The following is a 26,954-nucleotide window of genomic DNA, read 5'->3' on the forward strand; positions in this document are numbered from 1 at the left end:
TTATCAAGTGAGACGAATAGTTTACCTGGTGCTCCTGCTGCTTTATACTTGCTGGAGTAGTGCCAGTGCCAGCAACAAAGCAAGTGTAACCGAAGCAAAGGCCGACACCCTGCCCACGCCAAAAGGCATAAAAGACTTGATGTTTTATGTACAGCGCGACCCTAACTCGAATACAGTAGTGTATGAACTGAATAAAACGCCACAGGGGGCTCTAAACGAAGCAGATCCCATACATCCGTTCTGGATCAGGTATGCCGATGCCGGGGAGCGAAAAGAGTTGAACTACATCCAGCGCAAGTTTGCCTACGGCCTTAACACCCGAAAACTGAGCAAGGATAACTACGAGTTAAAGTTCGTTAGTTACAACAAGCTGGCCTTATACTTACGAAAAGCTGCAGATGGCAAGTATCATGTGTATACTGCCATCAACAAAAAAGAAGCAATTCTGGACCGCGTATTTGTGCGGATAGAAGGCGGTACGTTTTGGGTACCGAATGTTTTGTATGTGGAGCTTACTGGCCGTGATGCCGTAACCGGTAAAGTTGTAACAGGAAGATTTAAACCTTGATGCACGTATGAACAAGAATTTTGTATCTAATTCACAGGACTCTGTCAGGATGTTCCGGTACGATTGGATGGAGGCGCTCTCTAAAGTACACTATACAGTACCGCTTTATATTTACGTGCCCGTTATCATTTTACTGAGTTGGCTGGCGCTTTATATTGCGCAGTTGCTTATACTTCATTTTACAGGGTATGCCGCACTCGGACTGCTGGTCTGGACGCTGACGGAGTATGTGCTGCACCGTTTTGTGTTCCATTTCGTACCAAAAGCCAAGTGGGCCTTGCACCTGCACTTCATCTTCCATGGGGTGCACCATGACTACCCGAACGACGCAAAACGCCTGGTAATGCCACCCTCTGCAAGTATACCTATGGCTACGGCGTTATACTTTCTTTTTTCGCTGGTGCTAAGTGGTGGGGCTTTGTACGCTTTTTTTGCCGCTTTCCTGCTGGGCTACCTATGTTACGACATCTCTCACTATGCGCTACATCATTTCAACTTTAAAGGCGAGTTCTGGAAAAAGCTGAAGAAGCACCATATGTTGCATCATTATGCTGATTCCACGAAAGGGTATGGCGTAAGCTCCGCCTTATGGGATAAGATTTTCGGTTCTGATTTTGACAAAAAATAAAATGCATTTAACAACTACGGCAGCGGGGGAGAAGAAAGGCGTTTCGCGGCAGCAAATAGTAGTGCTGTCAGCTTTATCAGTTGGCTATCTGCTGCTGTCTTACTGGCTGGTAGGTTTCAAAACCGATCAACTGGTGCTGCTGGTGCTGGCGAACGGTTTGTACTTTGCCACACCTGTTACCCGCAAATTCATCACCGGTTTTTCGATTTTTATCGTGTTTTGGGTGCTTTACGATTACATGAAAGCTTTCCCGAATTACCTTTTTAACCCGGTGCATATCCAAGACCTGTACAATGCCGAAAGAGCAATTTTTGGCATACAGAATGGCCAGTCTATACTTACACCCAACGAATTTTGGCTGCAGCACAGCAATACTTTTCTGGATGTATTAAGTGGAATTTTTTACCTGACCTGGGTTCCGGTGCCGCTGGCCTTTGCCGGTTTCCTGTTTTTCTGGAACCGGAAGCAGTTCGTTTATTTTTCGCTTACTTTTTTGCTGGTAAACCTGTTGGGCTTTGTGGTATACTACCTTTATCCGGCTGCTCCGCCATGGTATGTGCAGCTGCACGGCTTTGAGTTTATTTCTAAAACACCGGGCAACACGGCAGGTTTAGTTCGTTTTGATGAGTTTTTCGGGATTACCGTTTTTCATTCGCTCTATGCCAAGGGGTCTAATGTGTTTGCCGCCATGCCTTCGCTGCACTCAGCCTACCCGCTCATCGTATTATACTATGCGTTAAGAAACAACCTGGGCTTACTGGCAAAAATGCTTTTCGGGATCATTACAGTCGGAATATGGTTTGCTGCAGTTTATACTTCGCACCACTATGTGCTGGATGTTTTGGCCGGCATAGTTTGTGCCAGTTGCGGCATCCTGCTCTTTAACCAGCTGATAACCGGTAACGGCGTTCTGGCACGTGCGGTAGAGCGGTTTATTGCAGCCATCCGCTAAAGCTCCAAGGAGGCGAGTTGGATCCCCAGTCCTAAAGTTTAATCTATAAAGAGAAGTATGAGCAGTATTCCTATTCACCCTGTACCGGATGCAAAAGCGCTGCAAGAGCTGACAAAGCTCTCGGCAGGTAGTTTCAAGGCTTTTCTCTACGATTGCGACGGCACTCTAGCCGACAACATGCAGGCTCATAAAGATACGTATGTTAAGGTAGCGGCCAATAAAGGCGTAAAAATCGATCCAGCCATTATAGATGAGTTTGCTGGACTTCCTATCCCGGAGGTAGTTGTTGAAATCAACAAACGGTACAATTGCCATTTTGACCCGAAAGAGTTTGCTGCCATGAAATCGACGCTTTTCTTTGAGGAATTTATAAGTAAGACAAAGCCTGTTGGGTTTGTAGTAGCTCATCTAAAAAACCATGTTGGCAAAGTAAAGATTGGCGTGGTTTCGGGAGGTGCCAGAAAAGCTATTCAGAAAACGTTAGAAGTACTTCAAATCGATAACCTATGTGAGGTGTTGGTCTGTGCTGAAGATACCCCTCAAGGCAAACCTCATCCAGATCCGCTTCTTTTGGCCGCCAAAAAACTCGGTGTTGCGCCTGAAGATTGCCTGGTGTTTGAAGATGGTGAGCCGGGTGTACGAGCGGCTATAGCTGCCGGTATGAAATGGATACGTGTTGATCAACTTAACGCATCTGTGAAGTAGGAACTGCGCCTGGTGGTAGTTCAGTAAACTGGTATTGTAGGTTTATAAGTATAGCTTATGCAAAGAGCTGCACCAGGAATTAGGAAAAGAAACAGCGCGATTATACTTGCAAATTTTTAAACCCTTATACCGGAGCAGGTATAAGGGTTTTTTTATTTTTAATTGCTGATTTACAAGTTGCTAGCTGTGTGGCTGCATTCAAATTGGCCCGTCCATAGAAGGTTTTAAAAGGGAGTGTTTAGGAGTTAAGTTCACATACCTCATGCAATTTGCGTAAAGCAGTTATCGTAAACTTGTAAAGCCTGGATCAACAGCATTTAACGCTATGTTTTCTAAGAACCTGTCTTTCTCATCTGTAAAAACACACACTTTTAAATTAGGAGCCATGCTGCTGTGCATACTTTGCCTGTGTTGCGACATGCCACAGGTATATGCCCAGGAAGGTCCTGCAGATACAACAGCGCTAACTAACCCTGAATGGCCTCTTGACTCATTGGGCAGGCGAACACCGCGCGGAACAGTAGAAGGCTTTATTTCGGCTGTGGCTGACCAGGACTATACCAAAGCGGCCCTTTACCTCAACATAGACACCACGCTGGTAGCTGAACAGGAGGGACCGGTGCTGGCACAGGCATTGCAGGAGCTAATGGACCGCAGCGGTAAACTAATGCCCTTCTCCTGGATGAACAACACCTACGATGGGATTACGGATGATAACCTGGGCCCAAACCTGGACAGAGTAGGAACCATCATTATCAATACAGAAGAAGTAGATTTAATTGTTGAGCAAACCAAAGATGCAGCAGGAGGCCCTGTTTGGCTTTTTTCGTCTCAGACGGTAAAGCGTATTCCACTCCCGGTAAAAGAAAACACAGCAGCCTCTTTAGTAGATAAAGTATCGCCGGAAGCACTCGAAGAACACAAATGGGGAGGCGTGCCTGTTGGGCATTGGCTCAGTATTGTGCTGTTGGCTGTCATCGCTTATTTGCTTTCGAAAGGTATTGTAGCATTCATTCTTTTCTTGATTCCATTAATCTGGCATAAAGCACGCCAGGAAACAACTGCAGGTATTTTGCGTGCTTTTGCGCTGCCGGTTAAGCTTTACCTGGCAGTATGGCTGTTTGTGTTTGCAAGCCGGTATGCAGGCATCTCTATTATTGTGCGTCTCAGGCTAAGCGAATTAACTGTTATTGTGGGCCTAGTGGCTATGCTGCTGCTTGTGTGGCGGCTCTTGGATTTCCTGTCCCGGTTTTTTGAAAGACGGTTGTCGAGACGTGGGAACCAGGCTGGTTTGTCGGCTGTGCTGTTTCTGCGCCGGGGCATAAAAGTGGCCTTACTGGTACTAGGTGTAATTTTAGCCCTTGATACATTTGGGTTTGATGTTACAGCCGGCCTTGCAGCATTGGGTATTGGTGGTATAGCTTTAGCCCTGGGCGCTCAAAAAACAGTTGAAAATTTTGTAGGGAGTGTTACGCTCATTGCAGACCAACCGATCAGGGTGGGTGATTTTTGTAAAGTGGGCAATATTACCGGTACGGTAGAGCAGATTGGAATGCGCTCCACCCGCATCAGAACGGCAGAGCGCACCATAGTCACCATTCCAAATGGGGAGTTTTCTTCGCAGCAGATCGAAAACTTCGCGCCCCGCGACCAGTTCCTGCTTAATCCCATACTTCGGTTGCGGTACGATACAACGCCAGATCAGATCAGTTACCTGCTTAAAGAGATAAGATCGGCACTTATGGCGCATGAGAAAATCAACCCGAAGCAGGTACGTGTACGTTTCACAGAGTTTGGCCACGACTCGCTTAACCTGGAGATTTATACATATGTGAACGCAACAGATTATAATGACTTCCTGGAAATAAAAGAAGGATTGTTTTTGGAGATGATGGCCATACTTAATGCCAGCGGCACAAGCCTTGCCTTACCAACGCAGATGCTTTTCCTGTCAAAAGATAAAGGCTACTCTAGCGAAACAGGGGAGGGATAAGGTAGAGGCTACTCTCAACACAGGGTATAAAGTATACTCGCCTTAATGGGGAGGAGTTGGAGAACCGGGCTAATAAGTATGGATTAAATCTACTTCGAAGCCAAGTATAAGTTTGCAGATGCACGATTTCAATCTTTAAAATTTTTATTTTTCCGATTGCTCTTAAAATGATCCAGAGCCGGAGAAAACCTATCTGCTGCAATGTAAAACACTAGCATTGGCAGCGCCCTCGAAACTGGATGTAGTGGTTTTAATACAGCATCTTTAAACCGTATTTACATCAAGCCTCTGAGCTTTCTGTAGAAACTCTCGCTGTAGCTATCACTAATCGGTATCACCTGCTCACCAATCCAGATCCTGTTCTTTTCAATGTGATCTATCTTATCAATAGCTACCATAAACGACCTGTGTACGCGGGCAAAATCCTGAGCGGGCAGCAGTTCTTCCAGCTTAGCAAAACTCAGCAGGGTCATGATCTTATCTTTGGTTGTATGGATACGCAGGTAATCTTTCATGCCTTCCACAAAAAGAATTTCCCTGGTTGAAATCTTTTGGATACGATGGCCCACTTTTAAAAATATGTATTCCTGCTCATGCTTTTGCTCAGCTATACTTTCCTTTTTTTCTGGGTGTTGGCGGGCACATTGTTCCTGGTACAAGCGCAGTACACCTTTGTAGAATCTTTCAAACGAGAAGGGTTTAACTAAATAATCTTTCACTTCCAGCTCAAATGCTTTCAGAGCGTACTGGTCGTAAGCTGTGGTCAGGATGATCATCGGCTTCGGATTCAGCATTGGGATAAAGCTTAAACCATCCAGATCAGGCATATTAACGTCCAGAAAAAGCAGGTCGGGTTTATCTCTATCTATTTGGGCAGCTGCTTCCAGAGGGCTCATAAAGATGCCTTTCAGCTCCAGGAAATGAACTTTCGATACATACTCTTCCAATATTTCCTGAGCCAGGTGCTCGTCGTCAATGATATAGCAGGTGAGCTTCTCTTTCATGCACTTGTGTCTGAAGATGATGTATCGCTAAAGTTACAGTAAATTGCCCGCCTGTATTGCTGATTTCCAGGCTGTGCTGATCCGGGTATAGCAATGCCAAACGTTTACGAACATTAGGCAGGCCAATGCCACCGGGTTCTTCTAACGTATTCCCCTGATTACTGCCTATCGGATTTTGAACGCTTAAAGTAAGGGTGTTTTCTTTTACGATCAGGCGTACGTTTATAGCACCAGGTTCTAAACGGGCCGGGCTATGCTTGTAGGCATTCTCCAGTAGGTGAATAAAAAGTAATGGGGCAATGTGGCTGGACTCTATGCTGCCTTCTACAACAAGGTCTGCAACTGGGCTTTTTTTATAACGGAGCTGTTGTAAGCTCATATAATCCTGCAGGTAATTGATCTCTCTAGATAGAGGTACTGTAGCAGCGTTTGATTCATAGATCATGTAGCGCATCAGAGAGGCTAAACGTATGACGGCTTCCGGAGCTGCCGGTGCCTGTTTATATACCAGGGTATGGATATTATTAAGGGTATTAAACAGAAAGTGCGGGTTGATCTGTGATTTTAGATAGTATAGCTCCGCTTGTATAGCCTGTTTCTCCAGTTGTTCTTTTTTGATTGTATTGATTACCAGATTCTCCGTAACCCTGGCCAGCCAGCTTAGAAAGATAAATGGTAGTACAATGGAAAACAGGGAGACGAAATAATATTCAGAAAAAAGGTCAAGGGTGTCAAGCTTTTTGTAGTGCAGAAGCCAATATATGAAAGGACCGCTCAATAGGATACCTGTCAGCCTTAGCAGATAAGCACCTTTCTTTCTTTTACCTGCGTAGCGTGTCAGGAGAAAGAAATGGCTGTAAAAAACGTACAAGCTTGTCAGCAGGACTACTGCGGTTAACTTAAACCAATATGCGGTATCCTGGCTTAGCTGCAAGGCTATCAACAAACTAAACAAAATCCAGAGACAGATATGGATCAGCGTGAATACCTTTTTTATTCTATCCATTATACAAAGATATTTTTTCCTGCCACTCCTTTACTACCTACTCGGCGAGTGCCTTATAACAATCTACGAATTAGCTAACGAAGCCTGCAAGTGCTTTGGCGGAAGCAAAGCTGGCACTAGTCGATTGATTCACGGCAGTAGCATATTGCTTTTTGCTTCCTTTTCCAGTTGAGGTTTCTTTATACTATGAAGCGTGGGCTTATCCTGTACGATAATCTGCCTCCTTTATGCTATAAGATCAAGAACAAATCAAACTATGGGAAATCATCCAATCAGCCTGTCTATCCGCAATGTCTCTAAAACCTACGACAATGGTGTGCAGGCATTAAACAATATTTCGCTGGACATTCCAAACGGCATGTATGGCTTACTAGGGCCAAATGGCGCTGGCAAATCTACGCTGATGCGCATTCTGGCAACTTTGCAGGAACCAGACAGCGGCAGTATTAAGCTCGGGGAAATAAATGTACTGAAACAGCAGGACCAAGTACGCCAGACGCTGGGGTACCTGCCGCAGGAATTTGGGCTTTACCCTAAAGCAAGGGCGGAAGATATGCTCGATTACTTTGCTGTGCTCAAAGGCATTACCAACCGGGCTTCCAGAAGAGAAGTGGTAGAAGCATTACTGAAGCAAACAAACCTTTGGGAAAAACGGAAGCAGAAGTTAGGCACCTTCTCAGGTGGTATGAAGCAACGTTTTGGTGTGGCTGCCGCGCTGTTGGGTAACCCTAAACTGATGATCGTAGATGAGCCTACAGCCGGCTTGGACCCAGCAGAACGGGTACGTTTCCTGAACTTATTGAGCGATTTGGGAGAAAACAGCGTGGTTATACTTTCGACGCATATTGTGGAAGATGTGAGTGAGCTTTGCACCCGCATGGCCATCATCAACAAAGGGCAAATTTTGCAGGAAGCAGAGCCTTTAAAAGCAGTAGAGGGGCTGCAGGGATTGATCTGGCGCCGTATTGTGGAGAAAAGTATGTTGCCGGAGTTGGAACGGGAGTATAAGGTTATCTCTACCAAACTGTTAAGCGGACGAACAGTAGTCCATGTCTACAGCGATGAAAATCCTGGCAATAGCTTTGAACTGGTGGCTCCTGATCTGGAAGATGTCTACTTCGCCACCATGGCAGGACATCACCAAAAGCAAGTGATGCAACAGGAAAGAGAGGTGCAGCTATGAAGTTCTGGACAATTTTTCGCTTCGAGTTCGCCTATCTTGTAGGCCGCACCTCTACCTGGCTCTATTTAACTGTCCTGCTTGCATTCACAATCATCATGAATCTGATCATATCACCTGGTGATGGCGTATACCCAAACAATACCTTCCTTATTACGGCTATTACTGTTATGGGTGGCTTTCTTTGGCTTGTAATGGGCGCATCCACAGCAGGCGAAGCAGCAGCGCGAGACATGCAGACGCGAATACATCCCCTGACCTACAGTACACCGGTTACAAAACTTAATTACCTGGGTGGGAGATTTTTAGCAGCTTTTCTGGTGAACGTGCTGCTTATACTTTCTTTGCCTGTAGGTACGCTGCTTTCCTTTTACCTGCCAGGTTTGGCAGAGGAAGGGTTATTACCTTTCAGGCCATCGGTTTATCTGAATGTATACTTCCTGATTGCCTTACCAAATGTTTTTATAGCAACAGCGCTACAATTCACTTTTGCAGCACTTAGCCGCCAGGTGATGACGAGTTATTTAGCCAGCTTGGTCTTGGCACTTGTTGCTCAGATTTTAGCCATTGCGGTGGCAAAGCTGTTCGGTAACTGGGACCTGGTAAAATTACTGGACCCGGTAGGAGTAGCCGGTATTGTAGGTAACGAACTGCAAACATGGACGCCAACAGATAAAAATACGCGACTTGTAACGCTGCAAGGAATGTTTCTTTTGAATCGGATCTTGTGGATTAGCGTAGCCTTAGGGGTGATGTCGCTAACCTACCTCCGTTTCAGTTTTATGCATCCTGAAACAAGCAGCTGGTGGAAATACTTTAAGCGGCGTTCAAAAGTAGAGGCTAGTACGATTGCTGATACTACCATAATTAGAGTCCCCGCCATTCAGGTTCCGCAGGTTCAGCGAAGTTTCGGTTTTGCCACTTATTTCCAGCAGACGCTCAGGATTGGGAGAGCATCTTTTGGGAAGATAGCCACACACCCGCTAGGACTTTTACTAGTTGGTGTAATTTCCTTCCTGTCAGTAATATTTAGTGATAAAATAATTAACAAGTTTGGAATTCCGCTGCACCCAACTACCCAGCAGGTGGTAGACTACCTAACCGCTTCTGTAAGTAATATCAGTACGCCATGGGTGGTTATTCCGCTGCTCATTATGTACTTTACTGGCATGCTCGTCTGGCATGAACGGAATGCAGGCATAAGCGACATTGCGGATGCGGCACCTGTTCCGGAGTGGGCCCTCTTCACAGGTAAATTTCTGGGGCTAAGTTTCATCATCGTGGTATGGATGGCATTAGTCATGGCCGGAGGTATAGGGATGCAGTTAATGTTGGGCTACGATAAATTAGAATTAGGCTTGTACGTGCAGGCACTTTTCGGACTTCAGCTGATAGACTACCTGCTCTTTGCCCTGCTTGCTCTTGTGGTACACGTCGTAGTGAATCAAAAACATATTGGCTACCTGGTGGTGCTATTGGTTTTCAGCTTTATGGCTTTTCCTTCCACTTTTCAGGTGGAGCATACTATGCTCATTTTTGGGACTGACCCGGGCTGGTGGTACACCGATATGCGTGGCTTTGGACCAACCCTTGGTCCGTGGCTTTGGTTTAAACTATACTGGGTAGCCTGGGCTTTGCTATTGGCAGCAGGGGCGCGGTTGCTTTGGGCAAGAGGAAGAGAACAAAGTATAAAATATCGCCTAAAGCTAGTACAGCGCCGTTTTACGCCTTCAACAACATGGGTTGCCATACTTGGTGCAGTACTTTTAGTTACTTTAGGAAGCTTCATTTTCTATAACACGAATGTGCGGAACGAGTACCTGACCAACTCCGACATACTTGAGCGAAAAGCTGAATACGAACGACGCTATAGCCAGTACAGAAACACACCGCAACCCCAACTGACGGCTACTAAGTTGCACGTCGAGATTTACCCTGAACAGCTAGAAGTAGAGATACGGGCAGCTTATACATTGGTAAACAAGGAAGCAGTAGCCATAGATTCTTTCCTTTTTGGTAGTGTTGCGGGTATAGCGCCCGCCGAAATAAGTTTTAGTAGGCCAGCTGCCGGTGTGTTACAGGACAATGAATTAAGCCAGTACCTTTACGAGCTAGAGAGACCATTACAGCCAGGTGATTCGCTCAAGTTGAACTTCGAGGTAAAATACAAACATCAGGATTTCGGGCATAATAGCACGAAAGTACTGGTAGTGGAGAATGGCACTTACTTCACGAACTTTGACCTGCTTCCTATTGTTGGCTATCAACATTACAGGGAAATAGATGATGCGGTTCTGAGAAAGAAGCATAACCTTGTTGCACGACCTGCCATACCTTCTCTTAATGATGAAGAGGCGCGTAAAAAGCCGTTCAGTAAAGATCAGGCTACCTTCGAAGCCATTATAGGCACTATAAAAGATGAAGTAGCCGTTGCGCCTGGTGCTTTACACCGAACATGGATAAAAGGTGACCGCCGGTACTTTCATTACAAAACTGATGCGGCTATTGGGGGCGAATATTCCATCTTATCAGGGAAATATGCGGTGCATGAAAGCAAGTGGAATGATGTGGCGATCAGAATTTACTACTATCCGGACCATGCACAAAATATAGACCGAATGCTCCGGAGCGTAAAGGCTTCGCTGGCGTATTTCACAGAGCAATTTGGACCTTACCCCTATACACATTTCACGGTAGTAGAACGCGCTGGCCCTGGTGGTGGTGCAACTGCGGATGCAGGTATAATATACTATGGAGAGCAGTATGCTCTGATGAACCCCGATGACAGTCCGGATGGCTTTGACCTGCCTTTTTATATTTTGGCGCACGAAGTAGGGCACCAATGGTGGGGAATGGCCCGGTTAACACCTGCAAACGTGGAGGGGGCCGGAGTGCTGATTGAGGGGCTCGCTGTATATTCGGGTATGCAGGTGCTGGAGAAGAACTATGGGGATGCTCATTTGCGACAATACGTAAGCTATCTGCATTCTTCCTATGAAATGCCACGCTCCCTTGCAACAGCTTCTCTATTGCAAGCAAATGAAGACTTTTTATACTACCGAAAGGGTGGGCTCGCCATGCATGCTCTAAGCAAATACATTGGTAAAGACAAGGTTAATGGTGCACTTCGGCAGCTGCTCCATAAACGCACATCAGCAGAACTACCTATGCCGACTACCTTAGATCTTTACCAGGAAATACAAACTGCTACACCGGATTCGCTGCATTACCTGTTACATGACCTGTTTAAGGAGAATACGTATTGGCGACTCAAAACAAATGGAATGAGAGTTAAGCAAACGAAGGCCGGTAACTGGGAGGTAACGCTGACGGTACACGCGCAAAAGGTGGTAGTAGATAGTATGGGATCTGAAAACGACGTGCCGATGAATGACTGGCTGGAAGTTGGTATATATGAGGACGGTAAAGGGTTAAACGAACCACTTTATCTCCAGATGCACCGCATCCAGTCGGGTGAGCAAACCATCAAGGTAACAGTACCGCGAAAGCCCGATCGTGGCGGGATAGACCCAAACCACCTGATGATAGACCTGAGACTTGATGATAATATAATGCAAACAGGCGGGTAATAAAGCGCGGCTGTAAGTGCGTATTTTAATATGAACTTTGTTTAAGTCAACTTTTCCGGCCTTCTGCAGTATGCAATGGGTAGGAAAGTATAAATCGTGTCATTTTAGTATCAAAGGAAATGGGAATAACATTAGAACAGGCGCAAAAGGCCGTACAAGCAGCTAAGGAAAAAGCACAAGAGTTAAACCTTAAAATGAACATTGCCGTGGTTGACGCTGGCGCAAACCTGACAGCCTTTGCCCGTATGGATGGAGCCTGGCTGGGCTCAATAGACATTGCCATACGCAAAGCCAGAACTTCCCGCTTCTTTGATATGCCTACCGGGGACCTGGGGCAAGCCTCTCAACCTGGCGGCTCATTGTATAACATAGAACATTCTAACGGCGGGTTAATCACATTTCCGGGTGGTATCCCAATCAAGAACAGTAACGGAGATGTCGTTGGTGCTATCGGTGTGTCGGGCAGTACCGTTGAGAACGACCATGCTGTTGCTGAGGCTGGAATGAAAGCTGCTCTCTAGAAGATTATCTCCCGAAGATTAGCTGTAGAGGATTAGTATACCGATGTTAACGCACTCTTCAAAGCTCGGGACCGGATCAGCCTCATTTTATACTTGTAATGTTTAAAAGAAATAACGGCGACACACTTATCTGAGATAATGGACTTAGAAAAAGAGGTACACCCTCTAAAAATAAATCCAATTTACAGCTATTATTTGAATTTGGGTGCTGCTGGATAAAGTATAAAACTTGTAATCGGCTGCAATAATAAAAGGCCGCTCCATATACTGGAGTGGCCTTTTATTATTGCAGCCTGGTAAAGTAAATTGCTAAACGTAACAACCTCAGTTTCGAATTAAATGTAACCAACGTGGTTAGTTTTTTAAACTATTACCCTCGTATTGTTTTAGTTCTCGCTCGTAGTATACTTTGTCTTTTTCCTGAGGATTAGCAGGATCAGTACAATAGTAGATACGCTTGGCGTAGCGCCTTACCTTCAGCTGAAGAGATGGATTTATACTTGAATATACTGTAGATCCTTCTAGATATTTATTTTCCATTATAATAGCGTTAATTATTATGTAATGTGTTAATCACCTTTGCTGCACTCTTAGCCTTTTACCAGCTTTGATGATTGGCTTTAAATAAGCTAATTTCAATAGTAGTTACTGTTTCTGCAGCAACTATCAAGGCAGTTTTGGTCCCGCTTTTATAGAAGAGTTTTGCGCAAAGAATGTTGGTGATGTCCTGTGATTTGCACAAAAAAATAATATCTGCAAATCAGGTGTTGCAGGAAAGGGTAAAATGTATAATTACGCTAACTAACATGATTATACTATAAATTTAACTACTTAAGTATGAATGGCTTATACTTTAAAAAAGCACCATGCACTTCTGCCAAGGGTATGAAAATCGATCAAGTTGAGTAAAGTAATGCCTCTGCAATACAGCAGTAACTTTAAACCTAAAGAGTGAGCTTGGTTTACTAGTTATAAATTTAAAGCAGTTGTTATAGAGCTATACTTCTAATACTGGAACAATACATTTGTGCCGTTTCGGATCCACTTTTCAAAAAATGCATTATCATTAAACTCACCTGTAAGCAATACCGAGTCGGTTTCTGTTGCAGGGGTACGTGTACTCATAAAGCCTGGCAGAACTTTCTCGTTATTAGGTACCCAGTCAAGTCCTTTCTTTAGCGCAATGCACAGGTATTCGCGGGTAATCGTGTCGACTATATATTTTCTGTTCATCTTTAGAGTAGTGAGGTTAATGATTATTAAAAGGGGAGGACAACAAAGGGGGGAGTAACTTTGAGGCAATAAAAAAGCCTTACCGGAGGTAAGGCTTTTCATACTTTATAGTTTAAAACTAAGCGCGTTTCACATTTACTGCATTTAGTCCTTTACGTCCTTCTTGCAGGTCAAAGCTTACTTCGTCGTTTTCTCTGATCTCATCTACTAAGCCAGATACATGCACAAAGTACTCCTGATCTGAATTTGTTTCTTTAATAAACCCGAACCCTTTCAGGTCATTGAAGAATTTTACTGTTCCGTTATTCATATTGTATTTGTTATTATATACCTACTACATATCTGAAGGTATATGCGTTCATTATTTTCTACAATATACAATAAATAAATTACAAAATTGCTTCTAACTATGTATAAAGGGGTTTTTATTTATAAAGGTATATATATTAGGTCTGCTAATACTTCAGAAGTATAAGCCAAGTGATTAATCTACAAATATATAGAGGTTCATTATCTATCTATAATGTAATTGGCACTCTTCGTCTTTCGCAGGAGCCCACCATAACTTGTTTACCTTAGCTTCTTTCTTCTCAATCTAAAATTACCCGAATTCAGGCAATCCTGTTCATTTAGCTGCTCGGTTACAGAAATAATTATTTTGTTTAAACTAAACGTATAAGTAAGATTGCGATGCACATGAGTGCTTAACAAAATTTAAAGTTAATTACAGCTAAGCTAAACAATGAGTACCAGATCAAGCGACCAGCAAAAGAAACAGCGCCAAAAAGAATTCAAGGAAAGGAAAGAACATCAGGAGTCACTTAGATTGGCAGCCAAGAAAGCTAAACGTGAGGCATCTAAAAACAACGATGAGCGAGATAAAAGGCCTGACGCAAAAAAGTAAGCCAATATTTTTTCCTTTTAGAAAGTTGTGAGGTTACTTGCCAGCCAATTATAATGGATGGTGTGCGGAGAAAAATAAACCTTGTAATGTATATATGGCTTTAAGGTGCATATTCAGGAATCTTATACTTGTGAAACACTCTAAAATTGAAGTATAAACATCTGAAGGGGAGGAGCTTTAAAATAAAAAACCGCTCCATTTAATATGGAGCGGTTTCTCTAAAAGCAAAGTCCGCCATTCGTAAACCTTGCCTATGGATGGGTATTACTTCTTTACCATACCCTGTAGAAACTCCACAACTTCCGGTGTGTTATAATCGGCCATGCCTTCCTGCTTGGCCACGATCTTACCTTCCGGCGAAATGATGAAAGTGGTAGGAATAGCGTTGGAGTAAAACTCCTGCGGGATGCTGCTGGCCGGCATGTATACCGGGAAAGTATACTTCTTTTTGTCGATAAACTTCTTCACCTTCTGCATACCGCCTTCATCTACTGATAGCATCACAAAGGCAATTTTATCGGAGCCTACCTTGTCGTATAGTTTTTGGATATTTGGCATTTCAGCAATGCAGGGCGGGCACCAGGTAGCCCAGATGTTAAGGAATATCACTTTGCCTTTCAGACTTTCAAAACTTACCTGCTTGCCTTGCAGGTCTACCATTTTAAATCCTGCTCCGGCCATCTCTGAATTAGCCACCGCAGCGGCATCTACTACAGCTGTGGCATCCGGGTTCTGCAGGGTTTCCGGTACATCAGCGTTTTTAATGCCGGTGGCCAGCAGGATGCGTTGCACCTGCCCGATGGCTTCCGTATGAAGACCGGTTAAGTATAAAATCCCAAAAACGCCAAGCATAACTGCCCAGCCCGGTATGTCCTTTATCGAAAACTTCTTCTTATCCATGTTGTTGATTTTTAATTGAAGCTAAGTTAGCTTAATCTTTTTTTATAGTATGTGACTAATGTTCCACAGTAAGTTAAACTTACAGCTTAGGTGTAGGCCTTTAGGTAATGCTATTTGGGCTTATTAACCTAAAGCTCTAGCTGCTTCAATTCATTTAGAACATGTTGTATGTACAACTAAAACAGCTCACCTGGTAGAGAGTGAAAATTGTCTGGCAGTAAAGATGCTTTCTTAAATTACTAAAGCATTTAATAAAGCTGGGGCGGCTGCGGGGCGTACGCTAACACGGGAGCAGGGTGCTTGCGGATGTGTAGAAGTATAAATTCGCGATTAATCTTAAGAGTTGACAGACTCTGAGTGCAACTCATTAACGACAGCATACGCCTGTTGGCTACAATCCGAAGCTATTCCTGTTGCGTTGTTTTGCTGGTTAGATTGCGACTGTTGTTTGCGACATTTTTTAGCACATTGCCTTTTCTACAGAATACTTGCTATATGCACATTCTTTTTTCAGCGCTGCCTGCTGGGCAGAGCTGTGCAGACTAATACGCATCGACATTGTGAAGAGCAGCAGCGTAAGTCTCTCAAATAAAGGCAGGTAGTTTGTTACTTAATATTTTGTAGTACCTGATTTAAACGAATATGGTGAAGAAAAGATCTCGCTTATACTAGGGTATCTGCTTTCATAATTTCAGAAAGCCACCGGTTACAGCACCGGTGACTTTCACAACACAAAACACTTTTAGCCAAATTTCTTAATGCGGTAATCTATCCTTTATAGCGCCATACAGGTACGTGCCGGCTATGGCACCAACTACTGCTATCAGGATAGACCAGTACTGGAACCCGATGTTGACGAACATCGGTCCCGGGCAAGCCCCGGTCAATGCCCAGCCCAGTCCGAAGATGGTGCCCCCGATCAGGTAGCGCGGAAAGGACATTTCCTTCGGTGTGAAGATGATCGGGTTACCCTGAAAATCACGCAGTTTGTATTTTTTGATAACGTAGGTGATGATAATACCCAGTACTACAGCCGTTCCAATAATGCCATACATATGAAAAGACTGGAAGCGGAACATCTCCTGGATACGGAACCACGAAATGGCTTCCGACTTGCTCATCACGATGCCGAACAAGATGCCGGCTATTATAAATTTTAATCCTCTCACGGTATAAATCTCTTTGTTTAGTTAATGATTTTGCTTCGGATGGCTTTCTTTAGAATATCAAGGGCATCAGTACCCAGGTGGTGAACAAACCACCGATAAAGAAGCCGATAACGGCGATGAGCGATGGCAACTGCAGGTTAGATATACCGCTGATCGCGTGGCCTGATGTACAGCCACCTGCATAGCGTGCTCCGAAACCCACGGCAAACCCGCCCAGCAGCAGTATCAGGAAGCCTTTAAGTGAAAAGGCACTCTCCAGGCTAAAGATCTCCTCCGGCTGCATGCCATCCGGCGCCGAAATGCCCAGCGCACTTAAATCCTGTATCGTTGCCTGAGAGATCTGTACCGCCTCACCATTTGACAAGAACTCTGAAGCGATGAAACCGCCGATGATGGCACCTACCAGGAACAGCAGGTTCCAGGTCTGGGAGCGCCAGTCAAAATCAAAGAACTTGACAGTTTTACCGGCACCACAGGCAGAGCAAATGGTGCGCAGGTTGGAGGAGAAACCGAATGACTTGCCAAAGAACAGCAGGACCAGCATCACCAAGGCAATGACGATGCCTGATGTATACCAGGGCCAGGGCTGACTCAAAAATTCTAACATTTCTTATTCGTTTAGTTTAGGTTTAGGAGATAGGGCAGGAGCCTGTTTCCAAACTCCGCACCTTTTCATTTTTACACGTTTTTACTTTGGCCAGGCACCGATACCGCCGGCCAGGTTATAGGCTTTGAAACCTTCTTTGCTCATGATATCGCAGGCAGAACCGCTGCGGTTGCCAGAGCGGCAGAACACAAAATACTCTTTGTCCTTGTCCATTGTTTTAAGCGCCTGCTGAAACTGCGAAGAGGTCACGTCCAGGTTCGTAGCGCCTTTGATAGAACCACCAGCAAACTCACCGGCTGTTCTCACGTCCAGCAGCTCCGCTTTGGCAGCATTCTGGTACCTGGTTCTGAACGTGGTGCCATCCAGGTTCTCGTAGTTTTTTGGTTTTAATCCGAATATGTTAAACATAGCTTTTCTTCTTAAATTCTTGTTGTGTTTCAATCACATTACAAAGGTCGGGATAAAAGCAGCCTTTGTCTGTGACTTTGGTCACCCTGCCAGGCTTATGCGAAAAATATTTCTTTGATGATGATGTAGATACCCATCACGAGCACAAACCAGCCGAAAGAAGTCTTCAGTTTATCAGCGTGGATTTTGGTAGACAAGTAGGTGCCGATGAAGATACCAGCGATGGAAATGGCTGAGAAAATACCCAGGAACATCCAGTCAATCTCGTAGTTGAACACGTCACCAATAAAGCCGAACAGCGATTTCACGGCTATAATAAGTAGGGACGTACCAACGGCCATTTTCATATCCAGCTTACTGAAAAGCACCAGCGCCGGGATGATCAGGAAGCCACCGCCTGCACCAACCAGGCCGGTAAGCGTACCAACAACTAATCCTTCAGCCAGGATGCCACCATAGTTGAACTTCGGCTTCGGATGCTTTTCAGCAGGATCGGTGTGCTCTACATCCAATTCCGTATCAATATTCTCGTCCACTACATCAGCTGGCTCTGCCGGTGCGTCTTTTTTCTTTCTGATCATAGAGATGGAAGCGAAGACCATCAGCCCGGCAAACAGGAGCATTAAAAGCACGCCTTTCGTTACTGCCAGGTCACCGACTGTAAAGAGATTCTCAGGAATGGCGGGCACCAGGTAGCGACGCGTCAGGTACACGGCCACGATAGAAGGCAAGCCAAATACCACAGCCGTCTTCATGCTCACCAGCCCCTTCTGGTAAAATTTGTAAGAACCCACCAGACTGGTAAGCCCGACTATAAACAAAGAGTAAGCAGTTGAGATAACCGGGCTCAGGCCAAGTAAATAAACAAGCACAGGCACCGTAAGTATAGAGCCGCCACCGCCTATCAGTCCTAGTGATAAACCAATGAGTAAGGCGGCGATGTATCCGAGTATTTCCATTCTTTTAAAAGTTTTATCTTGATTTCTGGTACAAAGGTAAGGTAGCTTTAACGGGAGTATAGTGACTGTTGTCACACAGGAAAAACCGCTCAAAAATTTAAATGCAAAAGGCGGCCAGAGAAATTCTCAGGCCGCCTTGTACCGCAGTTTTTTTGATTAAACCATGTCCAGGTCGTGCACTTCTATATAGTTGCGATGAAGCGTGATCGCTCCGGTTTGCTCTAGTTTTTTCAGCAGCCTGGAGATTACTTCGCGGGAGCTGCTGAGCTCGTTTGCAATCTGCTGGTGCGACAGTTTTACTTCGTTCCCGCTCACTTTTACATGGCGCTTCAGGTAAAAAAGAAGCCGCTCGTCCAGGGCTTTAAATGCTACGCTGTCCAGCGTTTGCAAAAGTTCTTCAAAGCGTTGACGGTACGAAGCGATCACAAAGTTGTGCCAGCTTTTATACTTGGCCAGCCACAACTCTGACAGGTGCGACGGGATCAGGATGATCTCGGACTCATCAACTGCTTTGGCCATGATCTGGCTCTGTTCGTCACGGGCGGTGCACATCATGGATAGCGCGCAGGCATTCCCCGGCTCCAGGTAATACATCAAAAACTCATTGCCTTCCTCGTCTTCGCGGTACACTTTCAGCAGGCCCTTGGAAAGCAGCACGGTTGATTTGATGTACTGGCCGGTGCGCAGGGCCTCTTCACCTTCTTGCAGGTGCTTAAAGGTGCTTTGCGCCAGTATCTCTTCTAGTAGCGGCTGCTCTAACTGTGAGAATTTCTGCAGTAACTCTTCTTTTTCTATACTTTCCATTTATGTTATTAAATGTGCATTAGCCAAATCTTGTTCAGGTAAGTTTAAAAAGTTATGGCAGTAAGTATGAAAAGAAATCCCGAGCGGCTTACTCCCTGACAACTTTCATGACCCCTTCGGGGGTGGTGATGGCTAATACTTTGTTGAAATCGCCTCGCAAAGCTTTTAAGGCGATGCGTTCTTCATGAATCTCCTTTCTGGTTCTTAGCCCTAACTTGCGAAGTATGGGTAGCGTTGGACACCAGCCCTGCAAACCATGCTGTAACAAAAATGAAGTTACCACACCGGAAAGTATAAACCAACGTTTATCCTTCAAAGTACCCAACAGCACGCCGCTAAGAGCCAGCGTAGATGCGTTTACTTCCAGTACCCGCTCAACATCCCACTCCCTGGATAATGCAGTTAGTCTTTGATCTATTTCTTCTGGGCTGTTGTAGCCGAAGCGGCCGATGTTCTCAAAGGTTTTCTGGTCTATCTCCCGGTTCACTTTTTCACTTGAGCTTTCTCTTACCCGTCCTTCGTATGTATGCATAGTCTGTTTCTTATTAGGTTAAATTCTAATCTATACGAATGAAGTGATAAGAAGAAACACGAAGTATGACCGGAGTATAATTTTATGGACCGGCCATACTTTAAAAAAATATACTTAACTATTTTTAAGCTCTGTTACGGCTTCGCTCATGTCCAGCACCTTTACCTCTGGCAAGGCAGCTTCTACAATGCTGCTGCCCGCGGCAGAGCGGTAGCCACCTGCGCAATGCACCACCACCGGTTTGTCAGTAGGGATCTCCTTCACGCGTTCGCGCAGCTCCGGTAAGGGAATGGTAATGGCCTTATCGAAAAACTTACCAGACTTCACTTCTGATGTGTTTCGGATGTCCACGATGGTGTAGTTATCCTTGTTTTCTTCAAAAGCAGCTCTGTCAAAATTGTCGCTTGTTTCGCCTTCCTGCTTGTCGTAAATAAAAGCACCTTTTATCAGCAGCTCATAGCCAATTTTTGCAGCCTTTGCGATCAGCTCATTTAGTTGCTCGTCGCTTTCGCCGGCCAGGTAGAAGCTTTCGTTAGGCCCTACAATAGATCCCAGCCAGGTCTCGAACTTGCCACCGTTCTGGATGTTAATGGCACCTCTGTAGTGTCCTTTCTTGAATGTGCTTTCGCTGCGGGCATCCACTATAATGGCACCTTCTTCAGGGCTGTAGTTCTTCTCCAGTTTTGCTGCGCCCTCCACGCTTGGTTTATAGTCAGGCGCGCCCTGCTTGTTCAGGCTCACGTCGTAGCCAAAGTACTTCGGCACAAAGGGCTGATCCTCTGTCAGCACTTTCACAAACTCGTCTTCGCTCATTGGCTGCAGGGCGTAGTTGCCTTTTTTCTCGTCGCCGATGGTGCTGCTGTTGGCATCGCTCAGGCCTTTGCCACACAGCGAGCCAGCGCCGTGTGCCGGGTACACGACCACGTCATCTGCCAGCTTCATCAGTTTCTCGCGGGTGCTGTGGTACATCTGGCGTGCCAGTTCTTCGCGCTTGGCGGTAACGTTGCCGGCGCTCTCCCGCAAGTCAGGGCGTCCGACGTCCCCGATAAACAGGGTATCGCCGGTAAACACGGCCTTGTCTTTTCCCTCATGCTCCAGCACTATGCTGATCGAGTCAGGGGAGTGGCCCGGGGTGTGCAGCGACTTGAGTTTTACTTCACCCAATTGCAGTTCTGCGCCTTCGTCAAACGCCTGGTGCGGGTAATCGGCCCCCACCAGGCTGTGCGTGTAAATGGTGGCACCGGTTTTCTGGTGTATCTCCAGGTGCGAGCTTACAAAATCTGCGTGCGGGTGCGTCTCTATTACGCCTACAATGTTGGCGTTGTGCTCTTCAGCATAGTCGTAGTATGGCTGCGGATCACGAGCCGGATCTATCAGTATTACTTCTTTTGCGCTCTCGCTTAAGACAGCATAGGCATAATGGGCTAACCCCTTGTCTTCAAACTGCTTGATTTTCATAGGTTCTCTTTATATTTTATGGTTGAATTAAATTTCTGATACAAAATTAAAGTATACGCAGACCAGGTTCAGTGATGTTTGTCACACAACCGATAATACTGCAGTAGCTTAGATATACCTGGCAGTAAAAGGCAGCTACTACTTGCCGTTGATGTAAGGCACCCGGAAACCTTTATGAGTTACAGTCGCTGCTTTTTGTTTTCCTCCACCAGCAGGATATCGCCGCACACCAGCGCCTGACAGGTAATAATGGCAGCGAACAATATTCCGATTCTAATTTATAGCCTGTTTTGCTGGCAGAATTATTTTCGGATAAGTTTAGAGCAGAAGTATAAAGTATAGAGGTAATCTGCGAAATTTGGGTTTCTTTATATAGTATAACCTTTATGAGGTATACTGTTACGGGACTTTCATTTCTAAATTCTAAGCTTGTTTTGATCTAATGGTGGACTTTTTGTTTCTTTTGGCTGGTTTTGCTGCACTTATATTTGGTGCTGATAAACTGGTAGATGCTTCTTCGAGCCTGGCGGCGCGCCTGGGTATCCCTAACATCGTGATCGGACTCACCATTGTGGCCTTTGGTACTTCGGCACCTGAGTTGGTTGTTAACCTTTTTGCGTCAATCAATAATAACACAGATATGGTGCTGGGCAACGTGCTGGGCAGTAATATCTTCAATGTGCTGGCAATTCTGGGTATTTCTTCTGTGCTCTATCCTTTAACGGTTAAAACAAACACCACCTGGCTGGAGATACCACTCAGCCTGCTGGCAGCCTTTGCCGTGCTTATCATTGCAAATGATGTGTACCTGGATGGTGCTGAACTGGATTTTATATCAAGGGCTGAGGGACTGCTGTTGCTTTTATTCTTTACTATTTTCCTGGTGTACAACCTGAAGGTGGCACAGGGCGGAGCAAGCGAAGAGGAAACCGAAACAAAAAATTATACTTACCTTAAGGCTATACTTTTTATTGTTTTGGGTCTGGCAGGATTAATAATCGGGGGCAGGCTAATAGTAACAAGTGCGGTAAGTATAGCACAGATGTTTGGCTTGTCTGAAAGAGTAATTGCCCTGACAGTTGTTTCTATAGGAACATCCTTACCTGAGCTGGCAACTTCTATTGTTGCTGTTAGAAAGAGAAACGTTGATATTGCCATCGGAAACGTGGTGGGATCTAATATCTTCAACATATTCCTGATTTTAGGTGTTTCAGCGTTGGTTACCCCGCTTCAGGTTAGTGCGGCCTCGTTGGTAGATATCATGGTGAACATTGCTGCAAGCTTGCTGCTCTTCATCTTTATTTTTACTGGCAAAGGAAGGCAGTTGGTAAGGTGGGAAGGCATTATCCTGTTTCTAATTTATATGGCATATTTGTACGTGCTGATAACGCAGGGATAAAGTTAGAGTGCAGTCGTTTTAAGTATACCCTAAAGCAAAAGCCCCTCAATTACGAGGGGCTTTTGTTTTAGGCTTCCAAGTATAAATTTATACGTATGAGCTGTGTCTATTTACTTCTACCTAAAAAAGAAGTTTAGTAGTTCCTCTTGCATGGCAGGGTTAATGGCCACCGCAAGTATCACAGAAATAACCAGGCCAATGGTAACTGAAAGAACATCTTTGCCAATTAGCTTGAATGTTTTTCTGAAGTCTTTTGCACTATCCTGTGCCCGTATGCGCATGCCAAGCTCACGGCCAGCCAGCAAGCCCACGAATACCCAGGTAGTGCTCATCGGCAGGTTGTTTACTTCCTTAAAGTAGTAAAGTATGAGTGCATATACCAGGTCGATGATGGTGGCGCTACGCACGTCGCGCACGTCCGACTTCTCGTTAATGATGTGTTGTATCTTGTCGCCCTTCATATAAAAAAGCATTCCCAAGCCTAGAAAGATGAAGCCCGCGAAGGCCGTGAATTCTATCCCGTTGAGCTGACGCGGCAGGTACACAGCGATGTTAGCCAAATCCTGCACCAGCCAGATATACCACAGAAAGCCGCTTATCAGCCACTGAGCCACCGTCCACAGGAAGTGTGCTTCTCCTTTGATAAAGCGCTTGATCACTTTAGACAGTAACAGGTAAATGAGCAGGGCTGAGACAAAGGCTAGCCCATATCCTGCCAGGCTCTTGTTGACCATACTAACTACGGTAGCGCCTGTGGCCGTAAAAACACTTAACAGCATAAAAGTTGTGGAAACCGGCACCCGAAACCTGGTAAGGAGCAGCAGCACAATGGGAGAGGCCAACTGCAGGTACACAAAGCTTTCCGGTGCTTTCTCCAGGCCTGGTGTGGCGAGGCGTTGGTAAGTTACATCTCCGTCAAAGACAAACCAGCTGAAGGATACGGTGCCTAGAAAGATAAGGCCCATGAAAAGCCATTGCCAGTACCATTTTTTGTCCTCGTTGGAGACGATGAACGTGCCGATAGTCTGGATGCTGTCGTTAGCGATAGCAGAGTATCCTGCAAAGGCGAAGCCCACCCACATGGCAATGTTAGGGTATGGGTACACGACACCCGCCATGATGAGGGAGAAGGCGATGAAGTATAGGAACTTTTTCTCCTTCTGGAAGATCAGATCGAGCTGGCTGTAGCGCTTCCTGAATTTATAAGGCTGAATAGGCGCCAGGTGTTTGCCGGACTTCTTAGATTTAGGCATTCTGTTTAAATTAGATCTTTAAAAATTTTGCAAATGTGGTGAAAATGCCAAACACTACATTTAATCCAATATTAATTTATTGTTAACTTATTAATGATTATTAATTTCGGTTTGTAAGTGCGTGGTAATAATTGAGTTAAAGGTTATTTACTCCTTTTGTGAATTCCCATTTCATCTGAGATCGATTAGCAGCCGGGTCTGAGCTTAATAAGCTATGAGAGTGTCTTGCTTTAGGATGCACCTGCTCATTACCGACATGTGATTTGTTATAATTTACTCCATATCCAGCCAATCTTTAAATTCTGAGGCCTTACTGCTACTGAGATGATAACTTCTTTCTCTGTGGCAGGCTGTAGCAGCAGCGATAGTCTGTCTTCGTCATCCTTCTCCAAATGCATGATCTGCTTTCAAACCTTTTGCAGAATCAATGAAGGTCCATTCTGTAGTTGATGTGAAGTAACAAAACGGTAGGGGAGGTTTAAATAACAAAAACGACACTCCATTTTAAGTGGATCAGCATTTTTGTAGTAGTAGGCCAAAGGATGGAATTATCAAATCTCATTCATAGGGGCTCGGAGAATCCAGCTTCGTATCTGCAAGTGGGAGAGTGGCTCATTTGTATGCACTTGGGGACATTAATCATATTGTGCTTAACAAGAGCTCTTTCTGGAAAGAGTGCTATTTAGAAGCTATAATGGTAATATCAATGGATGAGCAGATGTAAGGCTTTTAACAGCAAAGTTGCTACGGCTTGAGGTTTGTTTTATTTACAATGGCCCTAATTTGATTGTCAAGCTTGAAGGCGCTCTGTTGCAGCATAGAAATAAGCACATGAGCTTTGTGGTTTTTATCAATCGTTTTTTCTAACATAGGAATGATGCCCAGAATGTTGGCTAATGGGGCTCGAACCAAGTGGGACTGATCGAAGGACACTTCCTGCAAAGCCTTGGTCTTAACTTTACTTTCTTCTTCTGCCTTGTTTCTTTTAGATAGAAGCTCCTTCTCATACTTCTGTCGATCATCTACTTTGAAAATAACTGCGTTGATTAGCTGGCCTTCGCCCACTATGTCATCAACCGCCACTCCGTTAAATAAGCAGGAAAAAGCTCCTTTTGAAGTCTGAATGCTTAAGCTGATCTCCCTTGCTTCTCGGTGCATCTTCAGGATAGGCTGCACGAAAAGCTCATAATACATTACGCCGGCTTTATCTAAGAGGTCCGTCATCTTTTTAGCTACTATTTCTTCCTCACCGACACCAAGCCATTTCAACAAAGTCTGGTTTACATATATGATGGGGCCATTCATCCTAAAAATCAGTAGGCCGCAGGGAGCAGTATCATACAAACGTTTAAAATCCATGTGGTTGTCTTCTGTTTCTTTTTCCATAGCTGTTATGCTTCGAAATTGATATAGGCATTTATAGCTGCAATAACTTCTTCCGGAGCACTCAAATGAGGACAATGGCCGGTAGCTTTTAAAAGCTTCAACGTATTCCCTTTCGCTTTCTTTTCCAGGTAATAACCTACTTCTAAAGGAGCTAGAATATCCTCAGAGCATTGTAAAGTAAGGCTCTCGGTTAGGAGTCTCTCCAAGTCATCCCTAGAATCGGAAAGGAAGGTTACGCGGGCGAATTCCTTAGCGATATCCGGGTCAGTAGCACAAAAGTTTTCAACTAGTTCTTCTCCTAGAGCCGGTCTGTCCGGGTTCCCCATCACCTGCGGCGCTAAAAAGCTAGACCATCCCAGGTAATTACTGTCCATCAACTCTAGCAGATTGGCCAGGTCTTCTTTATCCAAACCGCCGATGTATTCCTCATCATTTATATAACATGGGGAAGGAGATACAAAAATCAATTTACTGAAATAAGAAGGTTGTGCTATTGCTGCTTTCACTCCTATCATGCTGCTTACAGAATGCCCAATATAAAGCACATTTTTAATGTTTAAGGTCTCTAATATCTCTAGAACGTCTTTTGTGTATCCATCCAGAGAGCTGTATTTGACAGGATCGTAAGCATTTAAGTCGGATTGCCCTGCCCCCACAAAATCAAAAAGAATTAGTTTGAACTTGCTCTGATATGCGGAGACCAAATGCCGCCATACATTTTGGCTGCATCCAAATCCATGGGCAAAAATAATAGCTTGATCTCCTTCGCCGATTACGCGAACATTATTACGTTTGATAACGTCTGTCATTCCAGAATAAGGTTAAAAGTGGTAATCGGGGGAGCCAGGATATATTGGATTTTGCATATGTGTTGCGGCTCTAGCTTTGGAGAAGCCCCTCGATATAAAACAGTCGCTGCCCCTTCTGTTGAGGGCTTAGTGTTATGACACAAATGTAATACTTAAAGTTGCGTGTTACAATTGTTTAGGATAATATCTAGGAACAGAAACAAAATCTAACCCTTAAGCTTTTTCTCAAAGTTCTTTTAGAGGGGCATAGATAAAGTAAACTGTTATATGCAGAGGAGCTAGTTACGCGCCCAGTCAGTTGGACTATATTGAGAGTAAAGAACAAGACCATTAAAATATTTATTGTAGATGGAGGTAGTGGCTTATGATCATAAAGGTCTAAGCTAAAGAGCACGCTCTGTAACTTAGACCTTTACGAGCTGTCTTTCTTATTTCTATATTGAAAATTATCGGAATATTTTTGGTCGATTTAGCTTACTCTTTCGTGCAAATAAAGCTTCAACAAAATCGTAATGTGATCGGACCCGAACTTAGGTAGCCGCTCCATGTCTATGACCTGAAACTCTTTGGGCACATACACATGATCCCAGCGGAGTAGTATATTTTGTGCGCCTAAGGAAATGTAAAGCCAACGGCCCACGCGCACATGACAAGGCTGATTTTTTGTGTTGAATAAACAAGAAGCGTGAGACCACGCCACATCGTTAAAATCACCGGCTACCACAGTAGGCTTTTGCGTCCGGCTGACCATCTTACCAACTTTAGTCTTATTATTTGTACTGCAACTCCTGAATGCGTAGAAATTTCGATAAGGCTGGCCGAGGGGGAGATTATAGACACAAGAAAGCCACTCCATTGATATGAAGCGGCTTTTTGGTTTCAGTAGACCAAAGGATGAAATTATCGAACCTCATATCTTTACAAAGACCTACTAGAATACAATTCGTATTTAAAAAGCCTGCTGCCGGAAGGTAACTGGAATCGAA

General features: G+C 44.7%; 28 protein-coding genes. 10 read left to right on the forward strand and 18 right to left on the reverse strand.

The features are described 5' to 3' along the window. Positions 1 to 7: 7 nt before the first annotated feature. From Q1A23_RS17195 to Q1A23_RS17215, 5 genes are all read left to right on the forward strand, one after another. Positions 8 to 568, forward strand: a complete 561-nt coding sequence (locus tag Q1A23_RS17195) for a DUF4833 domain-containing protein (protein WP_299825672.1) — start codon at positions 8 to 10, stop codon at positions 566 to 568. Positions 569 to 575: 7 nt separating this feature from the next. Beyond that, entirely contained in the window at positions 576 to 1,196 is a 621-nt protein-coding gene (locus tag Q1A23_RS17200; protein WP_299825675.1) for a sterol desaturase family protein, read from the forward strand. A gap of 1 nt (position 1,197) precedes the next feature. Further along, a complete protein-coding gene (locus Q1A23_RS17205; RefSeq protein ID WP_299825677.1) occupies positions 1,198 to 2,148 on the forward strand; it encodes a phosphatase PAP2 family protein in 951 nt (316 codons plus the stop codon). A gap of 57 nt (positions 2,149 to 2,205) precedes the next feature. After that, positions 2,206 to 2,853 (forward strand): HAD family phosphatase, encoded by a 648-nt coding sequence (locus tag Q1A23_RS17210; RefSeq protein ID WP_299825680.1) that lies wholly within the window; start codon positions 2,206 to 2,208, stop codon positions 2,851 to 2,853. Positions 2,854 to 3,178: 325 nt separating this feature from the next. Then, on the forward strand, positions 3,179 to 4,846 hold the full coding sequence (locus Q1A23_RS17215) for a mechanosensitive ion channel domain-containing protein (RefSeq protein WP_299825683.1): 1,668 nt from the start codon (positions 3,179 to 3,181) through the stop codon (positions 4,844 to 4,846). 275 nt (positions 4,847 to 5,121) lie between these two features. Here Q1A23_RS17215 and Q1A23_RS17220 read toward each other — a convergent pair whose 3' ends face one another. Together Q1A23_RS17220 and Q1A23_RS17225 are read right to left on the reverse strand one after the other, a co-directional pair. Continuing rightward, a complete protein-coding gene (locus Q1A23_RS17220) occupies positions 5,122 to 5,850 on the reverse strand; it encodes a LytTR family DNA-binding domain-containing protein (RefSeq protein ID WP_299825685.1) in 729 nt (242 codons plus the stop codon). Beyond that, positions 5,819 to 6,856, reverse strand: coding sequence for a histidine kinase (locus Q1A23_RS17225; RefSeq protein WP_299825687.1), 1,038 nt, complete (start codon positions 6,854 to 6,856; stop codon positions 5,819 to 5,821). The genes Q1A23_RS17220 and Q1A23_RS17225 overlap by 32 nt, the downstream gene beginning before the upstream one ends. Before the next feature lie 256 nt (positions 6,857 to 7,112). Here Q1A23_RS17225 and Q1A23_RS17230 point away from each other — a divergent pair, with 256 nt between their 5' ends. The 3 genes from Q1A23_RS17230 (at position 7,113) to Q1A23_RS17240 (ending at position 12,147) form a co-directional block, all read left to right on the forward strand. Continuing rightward, positions 7,113 to 8,039, forward strand: coding sequence for an ABC transporter ATP-binding protein (locus Q1A23_RS17230; RefSeq protein ID WP_299825689.1), 927 nt, complete (start codon positions 7,113 to 7,115; stop codon positions 8,037 to 8,039). Then, positions 8,036 to 11,626 carry a M1 family aminopeptidase gene (locus Q1A23_RS17235; RefSeq protein ID WP_299825692.1) on the forward strand — a complete coding sequence of 1,197 codons (3,591 nt, stop codon included), beginning with the start codon at positions 8,036 to 8,038 and terminating at the stop codon, positions 11,624 to 11,626. The genes Q1A23_RS17230 and Q1A23_RS17235 overlap by 4 nt, the downstream gene beginning before the upstream one ends. A 119-nt stretch (positions 11,627 to 11,745) precedes the next feature. Then, positions 11,746 to 12,147 carry a heme-binding protein gene (locus Q1A23_RS17240; RefSeq protein WP_299825695.1) on the forward strand — a complete coding sequence of 134 codons (402 nt, stop codon included), beginning with the start codon at positions 11,746 to 11,748 and terminating at the stop codon, positions 12,145 to 12,147. Between the two features lie 354 nt (positions 12,148 to 12,501). Here Q1A23_RS17240 and Q1A23_RS17245 read toward each other — a convergent pair whose 3' ends face one another. The 3 genes from Q1A23_RS17245 to Q1A23_RS17255 all read right to left on the reverse strand — a co-directional run bounded on the left by Q1A23_RS17245 (position 12,502) and on the right by Q1A23_RS17255 (position 13,690). Beyond that, positions 12,502 to 12,687, reverse strand: coding sequence for a hypothetical protein (locus Q1A23_RS17245; protein ID WP_299825698.1), 186 nt, complete (start codon positions 12,685 to 12,687; stop codon positions 12,502 to 12,504). Positions 12,688 to 13,152: 465 nt separating this feature from the next. Further along, positions 13,153 to 13,380: a hypothetical protein gene (locus tag Q1A23_RS17250; RefSeq protein ID WP_299825701.1), complete on the reverse strand. Its 228-nt coding sequence runs from the start codon at positions 13,378 to 13,380 to the stop codon at positions 13,153 to 13,155. A 118-nt stretch (positions 13,381 to 13,498) separates the two neighbouring features. Beyond that, positions 13,499 to 13,690 (reverse strand): cold shock domain-containing protein, encoded by a 192-nt coding sequence (locus tag Q1A23_RS17255; RefSeq protein WP_299825704.1) that lies wholly within the window; start codon positions 13,688 to 13,690, stop codon positions 13,499 to 13,501. A 432-nt stretch (positions 13,691 to 14,122) separates the two neighbouring features. On the opposite strand from Q1A23_RS17255, the gene Q1A23_RS17260 reads away from it, so the two are divergent. Next, the gene (locus tag Q1A23_RS17260) at positions 14,123 to 14,284 is read left to right on the forward strand and encodes a hypothetical protein (protein WP_299825706.1); all 162 of its coding nucleotides are present in this window, start codon (positions 14,123 to 14,125) and stop codon (positions 14,282 to 14,284) included. Between the two features lie 264 nt (positions 14,285 to 14,548). Here the strand turns inward: Q1A23_RS17260 and Q1A23_RS17265 are convergent, their stop codons facing one another. The 8 genes from Q1A23_RS17265 to Q1A23_RS17300 form a co-directional block, all read right to left on the reverse strand. After that, a complete protein-coding gene (locus Q1A23_RS17265) occupies positions 14,549 to 15,184 on the reverse strand; it encodes a TlpA disulfide reductase family protein (RefSeq protein WP_299825708.1) in 636 nt (211 codons plus the stop codon). Between the two features lie 755 nt (positions 15,185 to 15,939). Beyond that, the gene (locus tag Q1A23_RS17270; RefSeq protein WP_299825711.1) at positions 15,940 to 16,353 is read right to left on the reverse strand and encodes a DUF6691 family protein; all 414 of its coding nucleotides are present in this window, start codon (positions 16,351 to 16,353) and stop codon (positions 15,940 to 15,942) included. Positions 16,354 to 16,402: 49 nt separating this feature from the next. After that, positions 16,403 to 16,960 (reverse strand): YeeE/YedE thiosulfate transporter family protein, encoded by a 558-nt coding sequence (locus Q1A23_RS17275; protein WP_299825714.1) that lies wholly within the window; start codon positions 16,958 to 16,960, stop codon positions 16,403 to 16,405. A gap of 81 nt (positions 16,961 to 17,041) precedes the next feature. Then, entirely contained in the window at positions 17,042 to 17,368 is a 327-nt protein-coding gene (locus Q1A23_RS17280) for a rhodanese-like domain-containing protein (RefSeq protein WP_299825716.1), read from the reverse strand. 95 nt (positions 17,369 to 17,463) lie between these two features. Beyond that, entirely contained in the window at positions 17,464 to 18,327 is an 864-nt protein-coding gene (locus tag Q1A23_RS17285; RefSeq protein WP_299825718.1) for a sulfite exporter TauE/SafE family protein, read from the reverse strand. Positions 18,328 to 18,483: 156 nt separating this feature from the next. Further along, the gene (locus tag Q1A23_RS17290; RefSeq protein WP_299825720.1) at positions 18,484 to 19,131 is read right to left on the reverse strand and encodes a Crp/Fnr family transcriptional regulator; all 648 of its coding nucleotides are present in this window, start codon (positions 19,129 to 19,131) and stop codon (positions 18,484 to 18,486) included. 88 nt (positions 19,132 to 19,219) lie between these two features. Further along, complete coding sequence (locus Q1A23_RS17295; RefSeq protein ID WP_299825723.1) at positions 19,220 to 19,663, reverse strand: hypothetical protein; 444 nt, start codon at positions 19,661 to 19,663, stop codon at positions 19,220 to 19,222. 114 nt (positions 19,664 to 19,777) lie between these two features. Beyond that, a complete protein-coding gene (locus Q1A23_RS17300) occupies positions 19,778 to 21,121 on the reverse strand; it encodes a rhodanese-like domain-containing protein (protein ID WP_299825725.1) in 1,344 nt (447 codons plus the stop codon). Between the two features lie 442 nt (positions 21,122 to 21,563). Here Q1A23_RS17300 and Q1A23_RS17305 point away from each other — a divergent pair, with 442 nt between their 5' ends. After that, positions 21,564 to 22,520: a calcium/sodium antiporter gene (locus tag Q1A23_RS17305; RefSeq protein WP_299825728.1), complete on the forward strand. Its 957-nt coding sequence runs from the start codon at positions 21,564 to 21,566 to the stop codon at positions 22,518 to 22,520. Positions 22,521 to 22,636: 116 nt separating this feature from the next. On the opposite strand, the gene Q1A23_RS17310 is transcribed toward Q1A23_RS17305, so the two are convergent. The 5 genes from Q1A23_RS17310 to Q1A23_RS17330 all read right to left on the reverse strand — a co-directional run bounded on the left by Q1A23_RS17310 (position 22,637) and on the right by Q1A23_RS17330 (position 26,824). After that, positions 22,637 to 23,773 carry a hypothetical protein gene (locus Q1A23_RS17310; protein WP_299825731.1) on the reverse strand — a complete coding sequence of 379 codons (1,137 nt, stop codon included), beginning with the start codon at positions 23,771 to 23,773 and terminating at the stop codon, positions 22,637 to 22,639. A gap of 266 nt (positions 23,774 to 24,039) precedes the next feature. Further along, on the reverse strand, positions 24,040 to 24,171 hold the full coding sequence (locus tag Q1A23_RS17315) for a hypothetical protein (protein WP_299825734.1): 132 nt from the start codon (positions 24,169 to 24,171) through the stop codon (positions 24,040 to 24,042). A gap of 346 nt (positions 24,172 to 24,517) precedes the next feature. Next, entirely contained in the window at positions 24,518 to 25,159 is a 642-nt protein-coding gene (locus tag Q1A23_RS17320) for a PAS domain-containing protein (RefSeq protein WP_299825736.1), read from the reverse strand. A 5-nt stretch (positions 25,160 to 25,164) separates the two neighbouring features. Then, a complete protein-coding gene (locus tag Q1A23_RS17325) occupies positions 25,165 to 25,968 on the reverse strand; it encodes an alpha/beta hydrolase (RefSeq protein WP_299825739.1) in 804 nt (267 codons plus the stop codon). 469 nt (positions 25,969 to 26,437) lie between these two features. Continuing rightward, on the reverse strand, positions 26,438 to 26,824 hold the full coding sequence (locus Q1A23_RS17330; RefSeq protein WP_363322082.1) for an endonuclease/exonuclease/phosphatase family protein: 387 nt from the start codon (positions 26,822 to 26,824) through the stop codon (positions 26,438 to 26,440). Between the last annotated feature and the right edge of the window lie 130 nt (positions 26,825 to 26,954).

The organism is uncultured Pontibacter sp. (assembly GCF_947492645.1).
Classification (GTDB): domain Bacteria; phylum Bacteroidota; class Bacteroidia; order Cytophagales; family Hymenobacteraceae; genus Pontibacter.

Bases quoted from the DNA above. Each gene is read 5' to 3' on its own strand.
- Q1A23_RS17200 (WP_299825675.1), top strand. From the start codon at position 576: ATGAACAAGAATTTTGTATCTAATTCACAGGACTCTGTCAGGATGTTC.
- Q1A23_RS17205 (WP_299825677.1), top strand. From the start codon at position 1,198: ATGCATTTAACAACTACGGCAGCGGGGGAGAAGAAAGGCGTTTCGCGG.
- Q1A23_RS17210 (WP_299825680.1), top strand. From the start codon at position 2,206: ATGAGCAGTATTCCTATTCACCCTGTACCGGATGCAAAAGCGCTGCAA.
- Q1A23_RS17215 (WP_299825683.1), top strand. From the start codon at position 3,179: ATGTTTTCTAAGAACCTGTCTTTCTCATCTGTAAAAACACACACTTTT.
- Q1A23_RS17220 (WP_299825685.1), bottom strand. From the start codon at position 5,850: ATGAAAGAGAAGCTCACCTGCTATATCATTGACGACGAGCACCTGGCT.
- Q1A23_RS17225 (WP_299825687.1), bottom strand. From the start codon at position 6,856: ATGGATAGAATAAAAAAGGTATTCACGCTGATCCATATCTGTCTCTGG.
- Q1A23_RS17230 (WP_299825689.1), top strand. From the start codon at position 7,113: ATGGGAAATCATCCAATCAGCCTGTCTATCCGCAATGTCTCTAAAACC.
- Q1A23_RS17235 (WP_299825692.1), top strand. From the start codon at position 8,036: ATGAAGTTCTGGACAATTTTTCGCTTCGAGTTCGCCTATCTTGTAGGC.
- Q1A23_RS17240 (WP_299825695.1), top strand. From the start codon at position 11,746: ATGGGAATAACATTAGAACAGGCGCAAAAGGCCGTACAAGCAGCTAAG.
- Q1A23_RS17245 (WP_299825698.1), bottom strand. From the start codon at position 12,687: ATGGAAAATAAATATCTAGAAGGATCTACAGTATATTCAAGTATAAAT.
- Q1A23_RS17250 (WP_299825701.1), bottom strand. From the start codon at position 13,380: ATGAACAGAAAATATATAGTCGACACGATTACCCGCGAATACCTGTGC.
- Q1A23_RS17255 (WP_299825704.1), bottom strand. From the start codon at position 13,690: ATGAATAACGGAACAGTAAAATTCTTCAATGACCTGAAAGGGTTCGGG.
- Q1A23_RS17260 (WP_299825706.1), top strand. From the start codon at position 14,123: ATGAGTACCAGATCAAGCGACCAGCAAAAGAAACAGCGCCAAAAAGAA.
- Q1A23_RS17265 (WP_299825708.1), bottom strand. From the start codon at position 15,184: ATGGATAAGAAGAAGTTTTCGATAAAGGACATACCGGGCTGGGCAGTT.
- Q1A23_RS17275 (WP_299825714.1), bottom strand. From the start codon at position 16,960: ATGTTAGAATTTTTGAGTCAGCCCTGGCCCTGGTATACATCAGGCATC.
- Q1A23_RS17280 (WP_299825716.1), bottom strand. From the start codon at position 17,368: ATGTTTAACATATTCGGATTAAAACCAAAAAACTACGAGAACCTGGAT.
- Q1A23_RS17285 (WP_299825718.1), bottom strand. From the start codon at position 18,327: ATGGAAATACTCGGATACATCGCCGCCTTACTCATTGGTTTATCACTA.
- Q1A23_RS17290 (WP_299825720.1), bottom strand. From the start codon at position 19,131: ATGGAAAGTATAGAAAAAGAAGAGTTACTGCAGAAATTCTCACAGTTA.
- Q1A23_RS17295 (WP_299825723.1), bottom strand. From the start codon at position 19,663: ATGCATACATACGAAGGACGGGTAAGAGAAAGCTCAAGTGAAAAAGTG.
- Q1A23_RS17300 (WP_299825725.1), bottom strand. From the start codon at position 21,121: ATGAAAATCAAGCAGTTTGAAGACAAGGGGTTAGCCCATTATGCCTAT.
- Q1A23_RS17305 (WP_299825728.1), top strand. From the start codon at position 21,564: ATGGTGGACTTTTTGTTTCTTTTGGCTGGTTTTGCTGCACTTATATTT.
- Q1A23_RS17310 (WP_299825731.1), bottom strand. From the start codon at position 23,773: ATGCCTAAATCTAAGAAGTCCGGCAAACACCTGGCGCCTATTCAGCCT.
- Q1A23_RS17315 (WP_299825734.1), bottom strand. From the start codon at position 24,171: ATGCATTTGGAGAAGGATGACGAAGACAGACTATCGCTGCTGCTACAG.
- Q1A23_RS17320 (WP_299825736.1), bottom strand. From the start codon at position 25,159: ATGGAAAAAGAAACAGAAGACAACCACATGGATTTTAAACGTTTGTAT.
- Q1A23_RS17325 (WP_299825739.1), bottom strand. From the start codon at position 25,968: ATGACAGACGTTATCAAACGTAATAATGTTCGCGTAATCGGCGAAGGA.
- Q1A23_RS17330 (WP_363322082.1), bottom strand. From the start codon at position 26,824: ATGGAGTGGCTTTCTTGTGTCTATAATCTCCCCCTCGGCCAGCCTTAT.